The following is a 12521-nucleotide window of genomic DNA, read 5'->3' on the forward strand; positions in this document are numbered from 1 at the left end:
ACTACGACATCCGTGATGGAATTAAAAAAAGTGCCCTACTATAGCAAATGCACTACCGGCAGGCATCTGACTTTCCGCGTGACTTTGTTAACGTCATTTACAGAAATTGACACATCAGATGCCTGCTTTACGCTACTGCGCGGTGGTAATAAATGACTGTAATTGGGCTTCGGTTTGCAAACGTTGCTGCAAGGTACTGGCTTCGGCTTTGCTGGCGAATGGGCCAAGCTGGATCCGCCAGACCGCGCCATTTTGAGTTACGCGACCGGGGACGCCGAACTTCTGTCCCAGTTGCTGTTGGTACTGTTGCGCACGAGCCTGATCGCTAACGGCCCCGACTTGCACCATAAAGTTGCCGCTGGCGCTTTGCGAGGCGGCTTGCGGTGTCACCATTGCAGGTGAGGTTGCAGGCGTTGTCGACGGAGCTGTAACAACGGGCTGTGGCGCAGGCGTCGGTTCGCTGCCTTCCAGTACACCAGGCGCTAAGGTCGTTGGTGCGCCGAGGAAACCGCTGCTGGTTACCGGCGCGCCGGTCGGATCTTCGCTTTTTAGCGTCGAATTACTGACCGGAAGAATGTCACCCTGCGGGCCAGACACTGAACTTGTTCCCGCGCCACCGCTTAAATCGGGAGGTGCAGGCAGGGCGTAAGTCTGTTTGGCAACTGTGGTACAAGCCATACCAGGACCAGAAAGCGAACCATCCTGGGCGACAATAATCGGATCGATACGAACTTTGGTGTTGTTTGACGTGTTAAGACGGTCAGCTGCCGCGCGAGAAAGCGAAATAACGCGGTCGTTGCCGTAAGGACCGCGATCATTAATGCGCACCACGATCATTCGCCCGTTAGCCAGGTTAGTGATTCTGGCGTAGCTGGGGATCGGAAGCGTTGGATGGGCCGCCGTCAACTGTGTCGGATCGAAAGCTTCGCCAGAGGCCGTCAGGTTACTGCCGGGTTCGGCATCATAGATTGCCGCCAGTCCCGCCTGGCTAAATCGAGACGGATCCTGCACGATTTTGTAGCTTTTACCGTCGCGCTGGTAATCCTGATTTGCCGTCGCATTCAGTGGTTCGAAACGCGGGTCCGCCCCGCTAATTTCAACTATGGGGCCGTTACATACCGCAGGCTGCGGTACACTTACCGTCTGTTGCTGACCATCATCGCTTGTACATGCCGCGAGCATTCCTGCCGCGATGCAGATCCCGAGCCACTGCTTACGCATTGCGCACCTCTTACACGCTTTTCGACAACATTTTCCTGTGGGTGTGGATTGACATTACAATCCCGAACCCAGCCATCAGCACAATTAGCGCCGATCCTCCATAACTGACCAGTGGGAGCGGAACCCCTACAACCGGCAGAATACCGCTTACCATACCAATATTTACGAAGACATAAACGAATAATATCAGCATTAAGCCGCCAGCCATGACGCGACCAAAGGTGGTTTGCGCTCTGGCGGCTATCCACAGCCCGCGCATGATCAGCAGAATGTAGAGAGCGAGCAGAATCAAAATGCCCACTAATCCCAGCTCTTCCGCCAGTACCGCGAAGATAAAGTCGGTATGGCGTTCGGGGAGAAATTCAAGCTGTGACTGAGTGCCGTGCAGCCAGCCTTTGCCGCGTAATCCGCCGGAGCCAATAGCAATTTTAGACTGAATAATGTGATAGCCTGCGCCGAGTGGGTCTGATTCCGGGTCCAGGAGCATCATTACGCGCTGGCGCTGGTAATCATGCATCAGGAAGAACCACAGAATCGGAATGAACGCCGCTACCAGCACTACTGCGACGCCAATCAGACGCCAGCTAAGGCCAGAGAGGAACAGTACAAACAGGCCGGAAAGCGCAACGAGGATTGATGTTCCCAGGTCAGGCTGTGCAGCCACCAGCAGCGTGGGCATAAATATCAGCACCAGCGCGATGCCAGTGTTCTTCAACGATGGCGGGCAAACGTCGCGGTTGATAAAGCGCGCAACCATCAGTGGTACGGCTATTTTGGCAATTTCCGACGGCTGAAAACGAACAATACCGAGGTCCAGCCAGCGTTGAGCGCCTTTAGAGATGGCACCAAAAGCATCTACCGCCACCAGCAAAATAATACAGATGATATAGAGATAGGGGGCCCAGCCTTCATAAACGCGTGGAGGAATTTGCGCCATCACCACCATGATGACCAGGCCCATCGCGATTTGGCCTATTTTACGCTCCATCATGCCAATATCCTGACCGCTGGCGCTCCAGATAACCAGGGCGCTGTAAACCAGCAATGCCAGTAAGATCAGCAGCATTGTGGGATCGAGATGGACTTTATCCCAGAATGTTTTTTTATTCGGATTATCCGTCATGATTAATGGTCCTCCGCTGCGGCAACCGCTGGATTTTCCGCAGGCAGATCGGTGTTGTTATCACCCAGCATAATGTGGTCGAGGATCTGGCGCATCAGCGTACCAACCGCCGGACCCGCACCGCCGTTCTCCAGAATCATGGCGACAGCGACTTGCGGATTGTTGTATGGCGCAAAGGCGGTCATCAGTTTGTGGTCACGTAAACGCTCGGCAATTTTGTGCGCATTATAGGTTTCGTTCGCTTTCAGACCGAAGACCTGAGCTGTACCAGATTTCGCCGCAATTTTGTACGGTGCGCTGGCAAAGTATTTATGCGCAGTACCGTTAGGGCGGTTAGCAACACCGTACATACCGTCTTTTGCCAGCTCCCAGTAACCGGAATGAATATCGCCGACGGGCGGTTCATGCGGTTGTACCCATGGCACCTGTTTGCCGTCTTCGGCGGTGCTCATCAGCAAATGCGGAACCTTCACGATACCGTCATTAATCAGGATCATCAGTGCCTTACTCATCTGGATTGGGGTCGCTGTCCAGTAACCCTGACCGATACCAACCGGAATGGTGTCACCCTGATACCACGGTTTTTTAAAGCGTTTCTGTTTCCATTCGCGGGTAGGCATGTTGCCGGAACGTTCTTCCGCCAGGTCGATACCGGTGTAATGACCATAACCGAATTTACCCATCCATTCGGAGAGGCGATCGATTCCCATATCGTAGGCCACCTGATAGAAGAAGGTATCCGCAGATTCTTCCAGCGATCTTGTGACATTCAGACGCCCGTGGCCCCATTTTTTCCAGTCACGATAACGTTTTTCCGACCCTGGCAGTTGCCACCAGCCAGGGTCAAACAGCGTCGTATTGCGCGTGATCACTCCGGCGCTCAATGCCGAAACCGCCACATAGGGTTTAACTGTAGACGCGGGAGGATAAACCCCCTGTGTGGCGCGGTTCACCAGCGGTGTATTCGGGTCGTTCAGCAAGGCGGAATAATCTTTGCTGGAGATACCGTCAACAAACAGGTTTGGGTCATAACTAGGCGTGGAAACCAGCGCCAGCACCCCACCTGTACGCGGATCGGTGACTACCACAGCTGCGCGGCTACCCGCCAGCAGCGTTTCGATATATTGCTGGAGTTTGAGATCCAGCGTCAGGTAAATATCGTGTCCGGCTTGCGGTGGCACTTCTTTTAACTGGCGGATAACACGCCCACGGTTGTTAACTTCAACCTCTTCATAACCGGTCTGACCGTGCAGCACGTCTTCATAGTAACGCTCAATGCCCAGCTTACCGATATCATGCGTTGCCGCATAGTTGGCCAGTTTGCCGTCATTATTCAGGCGTTCGACGTCTTTATCGTTGATTTTCGACACATAGCCGATGACGTGGGTCAACGCTGAACCGTAAGGATAGTAACGACGTTTATAGCCTTTAACTTCAACACCCGGAAAACGGTACTGATTGACGGCAAAGCGAGCTACTTGTACTTCGGTCAGGTTAGTTTTCACCGGAATGGAGGTGAAACGGTGTGAACGTGCGCGCTCTTTTCGGAATGCAGCAATATCGTCATCGGTCAGATCAACCACGCTGCGCAAAGCGTCCAGCGTTTGCTGCACGTTATCGACTTTCTCCGGCATCATTTCTATCTGGTAGATAGTGCGGTTGAGGGCCAGAGGGATACCGTTACGGTCGTAGATAATGCCGCGGCTGGGCGCGATAGGCACCAGCTTAATGCGGTTTTCATTAGAGCGGGTCTGGTAATCGGTAAAGCGAACAATTTGCAGATTATACAGGTTGGCGATAAGCACGCCGGTCAGCAGCAAAATCCCCAAAAAGGCGACCAGCGCCCGGCGCACAAACAGCGCGGACTCTGCCGTATAGTCGCGAAAAGAGTTCTGTAGTTTCATCCGCTGCGTTTTCTACTCAAAGCTCCCTTATCACTCACGGTGATAAGGATGGTTGGTGGTGATGCTCCACGCCCGGTACAGACTCTCTGCGACCAGCACGCGAACCAGCGGATGGGGGAGGGTAAGCGCCGACAGCGACCAGCTCTGCTCCGCCGCCGCTTTACAGGCAGGCGACAACCCTTCAGGCCCGCCAATCAGTAGACTGACGTCGCGACCATCCAGCTTCCAGCGTTCCAGCTCAGCGGCTAACTGCGGCGTATCCCAGGGCTTGCCTGGAATATCGAGGGTGACAATGCGGTTTTTGCCTGCGGCCGCCAACATCTGCTCACCCTCTTTGTCGAGTATGCGCTTGATGTCCGCATTCTTGCCGCGTTTTCCGGCCGGAATTTCAATCAGCTCGAAGGGCATATCTTTCGGAAAACGACGCAGGTACTCGGTAAAACCGGTTTGTACCCAGTCCGGCATTTTCGTTCCCACGGCGACAAGTTGCAGCTTCACGCATTAACTCCAGAGTTTTTCCAGTTCATACAGGCGACGGCTCTCTTCCTGCATGACATGGACAATCACATCGCCCAAATCCACGACAATCCAGTCGGCGCTGTTTTCACCTTCTACGCCGAGCGGTAACAGGCCCGCTGCGCGAGACTCCTGCACAACGTGATCAGCAATGGACATAACATGGCGGCTGGACGTACCCGTACAGATGATCATGCAGTCGGTGATGCTGGATTTGCCCTGAACGTCTAAGGCGATGATGTCCTGACCTTTGAGGTCATCAATTTTGTCGATAACAAAATCCTGGAGTGCTTTACCCTGCAAGTTTTCCCCCTGGGTGAATCAAATAGATAAAAATGGTCTGTCAGTATACCTGAACCAGAGGCGATTTCGGGACAATTGTCGCCGAATCGGCTTTCGAAAGTGGGCTATCATCCCACCCCGCGCCGCAGATTGCATCGCCATTTTTGTAAAACAATTTCTACAAAGTCGTGTCTGGCGAAAAAAGTCTGGCTGCGGAGAATATCAGCCTGCCCGGGGCTGTCAATGGTCGTTGCGGCTTACCCGTAAAAAAACAGAAAAGTCATGCATTCTCGACCCCGATGGCACGGCTATTGAGGACGCGTAGCGTCGCGAATTTTTGGTTGATATCAATGGCGCTCCAACACCCCTGGTCAACGCGAAAATGCCACATAGCCTCGGCAGGCATGCCAATTAAACGAGCGATTAACAGACTCAGTACACCCTGATGGCTGACGACTAAAATATTCTGATAGTGCTGAAATTCACTAAGCCTTGCGATAAACCGTTCCACACGTTGTGAAAATGCCTGAAATCCTTCACCGTTCGTGGGGATAGCATGCTGCCAGTCATTGCACCACGCGCTATAGTTTTCGGCATCTTCTTGCATGAGGTCGCGATGATGTCGCATCTCCCAGTCGCCAAAAAACATTTCGTTGAGTTCAGGGATGATTTGCACGGGGAGCTGGCGATCACTGAGAACCCGTCGCGCGGTATGCTGTGCCCGTTCCAGTTCACTGCATAAAACCAGGTCAAAGGAAACACCATGTAGCAGCGTATGCAGATTTTGCGCTTGCTCAATACCGCGCGCGGTCAGGGGAGTGGGCGCATGACCGCTGTACAGACCATCGACATTCGCTTGCGTTTCGCCATGACGAATTAACCACAGTCGCATCATGCCCTCCGTAACGACAGGTATCAGCGATACAAGCCTTGTTGGTTAATGTAAGTCAGTACCGGTTCCGGCAATAAATCCTCACACGATTCACCGTTTTGCAAACGTTCGCGGATGATGGTCGCCGAGATGTTAAACCACGGCGTTTCAGCCAGATAAATTTTACCGGCAGGCTGAAGGTGAAGATCTTCCGGGTTATGTGTCAAATGATCTTCCAGCCATTGCTGGTATTGCGGTTGCGCCATTTCAAGTGGGTAACCTGGACGCCGACAGACGATCAAATGTGCATTGTCGAGTATCGTTTCGTATTCGTACCAGGTCGGAAAGGTCAGCAATGAATCCTGACCTATAATAAACGCCAGCGGCACGTCCGGCCCTTGTTCCTGCCGCCACTCTTTCAGTGTTTGCGCAGTGTAAGAGGGGGCATTGCGCTTTAGCTCGCGTTCATCAAGAGTAAATAATGGCTTGTCGGCAATCGCCAGTTCAAGCATGTGTTTACGCTGTACGCTGTTCGCTTCCGGCTGGGGACGATGCGGAGGAACATTATTAGGGATGATTGTGACCCGTGTCAGACCAATCAAATTCGCCAGCGTTTCCACGGGTTTAAGATGACCATAGTGCACCGGATCAAAGGTGCCACCAAACAGAGCCTGTAAAGATTTCATATCAACCGTCGATAAATACGTCCGCCAGGGGTTTATGGCACAACAGAAGAGATAACCCTTCCAGCTCTGCCCACACTGACTGACCGTAATCTTGTTTGAGGGTGAGTTCCGTTCGTGCCAGGAGTTGCACGGCCTGACGTAACTGCGGCTGGCTTAAGCGATTTAACGCCTCGCCCATCATGCCCCGGCGGTTCTGCCATACCCGATGCTTATCAAACAACGCACGCAGTGGCATATGGGCAGACTGGCGTTTCAGGTTAACCAGTAACAACAGTTCACGTTGTAATGTGCGCAACAAAATAACCGGTTCGCTGCCTTCCAGACGCAGTTGCTGAAGAATATGCAACGCGCGCTTACTTTTTCCCATCAACAAAGCATCAACCCAATGAAAAGGGGTGAAATGCGCGGCATCATTCACCGCCTGTTCAACGCGAGGTAATGTCAGTTTGCCGTCTGGCCAGAGTAGCGATAAACGCTCCAGTGCCTGAGCCAGCGCCAGCAGGTTACCTTCATAACAGTAGCAGAGCACCTGATTCGCCGCGTCATCCAGCTCTAAGTTGAGCTGTTTTGCGCGCACAGCAACCCAGCGGGGAAGCTGAGCCTGCTCCGGTGTCTGACAGGTCACCTGCACGCTGCGATTCGCAAGAGCAGTAAACCAGGCGGCATTTTCTTGCGCTTTGCTTAATTTATTGCCGCGGACGATCAACAGCAGGTCGTCATGCAGAAGTCCGGTGAGTGTGAGAAGTTGTTCATTGATCGCCGCATTCGGTCCGTTTTCTGGTAACAACAGCAATAGCGTTTGTCGACTGGCAAACAGACTCATGGCCTGGCATAACGAAAAGATCGCATTCCAGTCAGTGTTGGGATCAATGGAAAAAGTGTGGTGTTCTTCGAATCCTTGTACCGCAGCTACCTGACGAATAGCGTCCTGGCTTTCCTGCAATAACAGAGGATCGTTACCAAGTAAAAGATACGCCGCGCGCAGCCCTTCATTGAGCTGCGCGCGGAGTTGTTCCGGGTACAACCGAATCATCAGTTACCCAGCGTGGTAGAGACGCGTGCAGGCGTTGCCGGAGTATCCGTTGTGGTCGACGTCTGTTCTTCGTCGGAACGAATATCCGCAGCACGGATGCTTGGCAGCTTACGAATCAGCTGTTCGGCAGCACGGTCGTACATCTCTTTTACGATCATGTCTTGTTCGTTATCTTTCGCTAACGCCATTTGCGGGTTATCGAAGAACGAACGGAAGACTTTGGCGCTAATCGGGTAGATGTCACGGCCGGGGATCAACACGGTCGCATTGACCGTCATGATCATCTGATACTCTGCTGTTTGACCGTTACGGAATACCGATGCGGTATCTTTCGCGATGCTCACTTTACCCAAACGCAGGGATGGAACGTCCTTACGCGTGGTTTCTTTATCAAGCAACTCGACACCATTTAGACGTAACTGGTTACGCACCGCACGGCTTAATGGCCCGTTCGGATCGCCTGAGTCCAGGATCATGACCTTCATAGTGGAAGGAACCTGCGTGGTATCACGCAGATGCCAGCCACACCCGGCGGTGATTAACACCGCCAGAGATAACAACAATGTTGCCAGATATCGCACGCTTCCTCCCGCGCTTAGCCAACGACCAGATTGAGGAGTTTACCGGGTACGTAAATCACTTTACGCACGGTAACGCCATCAAGATATTTTGCTACCAGATGTTCCTGGCCAGCACGTTCGCGAACCTGTTCTTCCGTTGCGTCCACCGGAACGGTGATTTTTGCACGGACTTTACCGTTAACCTGCACCACGACCAGCGTGGAGTCTTCCACCATCGCTTTTTCGTCAGCAACCGGCCACGGCGCGTTGTCGATATCGCCTTCGCCTTTCAGTTCCTGCCACAGCGTGAAGCAGATGTGCGGGGTGAACGGGTTAAGCATACGGACAACGGCCAGCAGTGCTTCCTGCATCAGGGCGCGGTCCTGCTCGCCATCGGTCGGTGCTTTCGCCAGTTTGTTCATCAGCTCCATAATCGCCGCAATTGCGGTGTTGAAGGTCTGACGACGGCCGATATCATCGGTCACTTTAGCGATCGTTTTATGCACATCGCGACGCAGCGCTTTCTGATCTTCAGTCAGCGCATCAACGTTCAGTGCCGCAACATCACCTTTCGCTGTGTGCTCGTAAACCAGTTTCCAGACACGTTTCAGGAAGCGGTTAGCCCCTTCCACGCCGGATTCCTGCCATTCGAGAGTCATATCAGCCGGAGAAGCAAACATCATAAACAGACGAACGGTGTCCGCGCCGTAACGTTCAACCATCACCTGCGGGTCGATACCGTTGTTCTTCGACTTGGACATTTTGCTCATGCCGGTATAAACCAGTTCATGGCCTGCCGCATCTTTCGCTTTCACGATACGGCCTTTCTCGTCACGTTCAACGATAGCATCAACCGGGGAAACCCAGTTACGTTCGCCGTTTTCGCCAACATAGTAGAAGGCATCTGCCAGCACCATACCCTGACACAGCAACTGTTTTGCTGGTTCGTCAGAGTTCACCATGCCTGCATCACGTATCAGTTTGTGGAAGAAGCGGAAGTAGAGCAGGTGCATAATGGCGTGTTCGATACCACCAATGTAGATATCCACCGGCAGCCAGTAGTTAGCCGCTTTGGAATCCAGCATACCTTCTTTGTACTCCGGGCAAGTGTAGCGCGCATAGTACCAGGAGGACTCCATAAAGGTGTCGAAAGTGTCGGTTTCACGCAGCGCTGGCATACCGTTAACGGTAGTTTTTGCCCACTCCGGATCTGCTTTAATCGGGCTGGTAATGCCGTCCATCACCACATCTTCCGGCAGGATCACCGGCAGCTGGTCGTCCGGGGTCGGCATTACGGTACCGTCTTCCAGCGTCACCATCGGAATCGGCGCGCCCCAGTAACGCTGACGAGAAACACCCCAGTCGCGCAGGCGGTAGTTCACTTTACGCTCGCCAACGCCCATCGCAGTCAGTTTATCGGCGATGGCGTTGAAGGCCGCTTCATGGTCAAGACCGTTGAACTCGCCAGAGTTGAACAGCACGCCTTTTTCAGTCAGGGCTTGCTGAGAAAGATCTGGCTCAGAGCCGTCAGCTGCCAGGATAACCGGTTTGATGTTCAGGCCGTATTTAGAGGCAAACTCGTAGTCGCGCTGGTCGTGACCCGGAACCGCCATAACTGCGCCCGTGCCGTATTCCATCAATACGAAGTTTGCTGCCCAAACGGGAATTTCTTCGCCCGTTAATGGGTGAACCGCTTTAAAGCCAGTATCGACGCCTTTTTTCTCCATCGTCGCCATTTCAGCTTCGGCAACTTTGGTGTTACGGCATTCGTCAATAAAGGCGGCCAGTTCAGGATTATTTTCCGCCGCTTTCTGTGCCAGCGGATGACCCGCAGCCACCGCCAGGTAGGTACAACCCATAAAGGTGTCCGGGCGGGTAGTGTAAACGGTCAGCGTGTTGTCATAGTCGTTAACGTTGAAGGTGATTTCCACGCCTTCGGAACGACCGATCCAGTTACGCTGCATGGTTTTAACGGTGTCTGGCCAGTGATCCAGTTTATCCAGATCGTTGAGCAGCTCGTCAGCGTAAGCGGTGATTTTGATAAACCATTGCGGGATCTCTTTACGCTCAACTTTGGTATCGCAGCGCCAGCAGCAGCCGTCGATAACTTGTTCGTTCGCCAGTACGGTCTGGTCGTTCGGGCACCAGTTGACTGCAGAAGTCTTCTTATATACCAGGCCTTTTTTATACAGCTCGGTGAAGAATTTCTGTTCCCAACGGTAGTATTCCGGCGTACAGGTTGCCAGCTCGCGGCTCCAGTCATAACCAAAGCCCAGCATTTTGAGCTGGTTTTTCATGTACGCGATGTTGTCGTACGTCCACGGTGCCGGTGCGGTGTTGTTTTTCACCGCCGCGCCTTCCGCAGGCAGACCAAACGCGTCCCAGCCGATCGGCTGCAGGACGTTTTTGCCCAGCATACGCTGGTAGCGGGCGATCACGTCACCGATGGTGTAGTTACGTACGTGGCCCATGTGTAGTCGACCAGAAGGATAGGGAAGCATAGACAGGCAGTAATACTTCTCTTTGCTCTCGTCTTCGGTTACTTCAAATGTGCGCTTCTCATCCCAATGAAGCTGTACTTTGGATTCTATCTCTTCCGGGCGGTATTGCTCTTGCATGGCAGCCAGTGGTCCTGTTTTCAATACGGCTACAAATGTAGCGTTGAGGTGGTTTTTCAGATCCGCATAGCATAGCCCAAACGTCCGCGTCAAAACAGCCTTTCGCGCACTCGACGTTGAAATGATGCCCGGATTATTCATACATTAATTTACAGAGTTTGTGGGCGTATTAGCAAAGCAAGGAACAAAGAACGTCTATTATTATAGTCAGTTAACGACCCGGGAGATGAAACGATGAACAAGGTTGCTCAATATTACCGTGAACTGGTCGCGTCACTGAGCGAACGCCTGCGCAATGGCGAACGTGATATCGACGCACTGGTGGAACAGGCGCGCGAGCGCGTAATAAAAACAGGGGAGTTAACGCGAACCGAGGTCGATGAGCTGACGCGAGCTGTCAGACGTGACCTGGAAGAGTTCGCCATGAGCTATGAAGAGAGCCTGAAAGAAGAATCTGACAGCGTCTTTATGCGGGTGATTAAAGAAAGCTTGTGGCAGGAGCTGGCAGACATCACCGATAAAACGCAGCTTGAATGGCGCGAAGTTTTCCAGGACCTCAATCATCACGGGGTTTATCACAGCGGAGAAGTGGTAGGGCTGGGAAATCTGGTCTGCGAGAAATGTCACTTCCATCTCCCGATCTATACACCGGAAGTGCTGACGCTATGCCCGAAATGTGGTCATGATCAGTTCCAGAGACGTCCGTTCGAGCCGTAATGAAATGAGTGGTGCCGGATGGCGTGATGTCATCCGGCGAGTGATTAAGCGTAAAATTTCAGACGATCAGCCAGTAAATCAACAAAGCCCTGACGATCAACATCGACCATTAAGGTGGCATTCGGTTTATTGCCAGTCAGATAATAATAATCAACAACCGTCATACCCTGGGTATATTTCCCTTGTGTTTCCACGCCAACCCAGCGCTCAACAGTGGTAAACAACTCCGGTTTCAACAGCCAGGCGATGGTGCATGGGTCATGCAGTGGTGCGCCGACAAAGCCCCATTTTTCGTCTTTATGATATTCGAGGAAGAAATCCAGCAGTTCGGCAACAATGGTTGAAACAGGGTTGCCAATCGCGCGGAAACGCTCAGTGTCTTCAACGTGGATTTGTGCTTTGTGAGTAACATCCAGACCGGCCATCACCACCGGAATTCCTGACTGGAAGACAATTTCTGCCGCTTCCGGGTCAACGTAAATATTAAATTCAGCCGCAGGCGTCCAGTTACCAAGCCCCATTGCGCCGCCCATAATCACGATACGGGCAATTTTGCTATGCAGTTCCGGGTGGCTATTGAGCAGCAAGGCAACGTTAGTTTGCGGTCCGGTTGAAACAATGGTGATAGGTTCCTCACTTTCACACAGCGTTTTCGCCATCAGCTCCACCGCCGTACAGTTTTGCGGTGCGAACGTCGGTTCCGGTAATGCCGGGCCGTCGAGACCGCTTTCGCCGTGCACATTGTCCGCAATAATCAAATTACGCATTAACGGTTTTACCGCGCCGCCTGCTACCGGAATATCGGTGCGATTAAGCAAGGTCAGCATACGCAGAACATTGCGTAAGGTTTTTTCTGGTGTCTGGTTTCCGGCGGAAGACGTAATTGCTTTGACATCAAGCTCTGGTGAGGCGAGGGCAAGAACTATTGCGATAGCGTCGTCATGACCTGGGTCGCAATCTAACAGAATTGGCAGTGCCATTGTTGCTCCT

At 52.7% G+C, this 12521-nt stretch carries 12 protein-coding genes; 1 reads left to right on the forward strand and 11 read right to left on the reverse strand.

Annotated elements, in window-relative coordinates; genetic code table 11:
• Window positions 1-132: 132 nt before the first annotated feature.
• The 10 genes from rlpA to leuS all read right to left on the reverse strand — a co-directional run bounded on the left by rlpA (window position 133) and on the right by leuS (window position 10814).
• Window positions 133-1221, reverse strand: coding sequence for an endolytic peptidoglycan transglycosylase RlpA (rlpA, locus tag ACJHWT_RS03915; RefSeq protein WP_001231428.1), 1089 nt, complete (start codon window positions 1219-1221; stop codon window positions 133-135).
• A 10-nt stretch (window positions 1222-1231) separates the two neighbouring features.
• Window positions 1232-2344, reverse strand: a complete 1113-nt coding sequence (gene mrdB, locus ACJHWT_RS03920) for a peptidoglycan glycosyltransferase MrdB (RefSeq protein WP_000131719.1) — start codon at window positions 2342-2344, stop codon at window positions 1232-1234.
• 2 nt (window positions 2345-2346) lie between these two features.
• The gene (gene mrdA / locus ACJHWT_RS03925; RefSeq protein WP_000776191.1) at window positions 2347-4248 is read right to left on the reverse strand and encodes a peptidoglycan DD-transpeptidase MrdA; all 1902 of its coding nucleotides are present in this window, start codon (window positions 4246-4248) and stop codon (window positions 2347-2349) included.
• A gap of 30 nt (window positions 4249-4278) precedes the next feature.
• A complete protein-coding gene (gene rlmH / locus ACJHWT_RS03930) occupies window positions 4279-4746 on the reverse strand; it encodes a 23S rRNA (pseudouridine(1915)-N(3))-methyltransferase RlmH (RefSeq protein WP_000776104.1) in 468 nt (155 codons plus the stop codon).
• Window positions 4747-4749: 3 nt separating this feature from the next.
• Window positions 4750-5067: a ribosome silencing factor gene (gene rsfS / locus ACJHWT_RS03935; protein ID WP_001161664.1), complete on the reverse strand. Its 318-nt coding sequence runs from the start codon at window positions 5065-5067 to the stop codon at window positions 4750-4752.
• Window positions 5068-5326: 259 nt separating this feature from the next.
• Window positions 5327-5938 (reverse strand): adenosylcobalamin/alpha-ribazole phosphatase, encoded by a 612-nt coding sequence (locus tag ACJHWT_RS03940; RefSeq protein ID WP_001241901.1) that lies wholly within the window; start codon window positions 5936-5938, stop codon window positions 5327-5329.
• A gap of 23 nt (window positions 5939-5961) precedes the next feature.
• The gene (gene nadD / locus ACJHWT_RS03945; protein WP_000838889.1) at window positions 5962-6603 is read right to left on the reverse strand and encodes a nicotinate-nucleotide adenylyltransferase; all 642 of its coding nucleotides are present in this window, start codon (window positions 6601-6603) and stop codon (window positions 5962-5964) included.
• A 1-nt stretch (window position 6604) separates the two neighbouring features.
• A complete protein-coding gene (holA, locus tag ACJHWT_RS03950; RefSeq protein ID WP_000620512.1) occupies window positions 6605-7636 on the reverse strand; it encodes a DNA polymerase III subunit delta in 1032 nt (343 codons plus the stop codon).
• The gene (gene lptE / locus ACJHWT_RS03955; RefSeq protein WP_001269673.1) at window positions 7636-8217 is read right to left on the reverse strand and encodes an LPS assembly lipoprotein LptE; all 582 of its coding nucleotides are present in this window, start codon (window positions 8215-8217) and stop codon (window positions 7636-7638) included. Before lptE ends, holA begins: the two co-directional genes overlap by 1 nt.
• Window positions 8218-8231: 14 nt before the next feature.
• Window positions 8232-10814, reverse strand: coding sequence for a leucine--tRNA ligase (gene leuS, locus ACJHWT_RS03960; protein WP_410232313.1), 2583 nt, complete (start codon window positions 10812-10814; stop codon window positions 8232-8234).
• A 234-nt stretch (window positions 10815-11048) separates the two neighbouring features.
• On the opposite strand from leuS, the gene ACJHWT_RS03965 reads away from it, so the two are divergent.
• Window positions 11049-11531 (forward strand): zinc ribbon-containing protein, encoded by a 483-nt coding sequence (locus ACJHWT_RS03965; RefSeq protein WP_001044880.1) that lies wholly within the window; start codon window positions 11049-11051, stop codon window positions 11529-11531.
• A 44-nt stretch (window positions 11532-11575) separates the two neighbouring features.
• Here the strand turns inward: ACJHWT_RS03965 and rihA are convergent, their stop codons facing one another.
• Window positions 11576-12511 carry a pyrimidine-specific ribonucleoside hydrolase RihA gene (gene rihA / locus ACJHWT_RS03970; RefSeq protein ID WP_025491897.1) on the reverse strand — a complete coding sequence of 312 codons (936 nt, stop codon included), beginning with the start codon at window positions 12509-12511 and terminating at the stop codon, window positions 11576-11578.
• Between the last annotated feature and the right edge of the window lie 10 nt (window positions 12512-12521).

This window comes from Escherichia sp. WS338 (assembly GCF_046486405.1).
Classification (GTDB): domain Bacteria; phylum Pseudomonadota; class Gammaproteobacteria; order Enterobacterales; family Enterobacteriaceae; genus Escherichia; species Escherichia coli.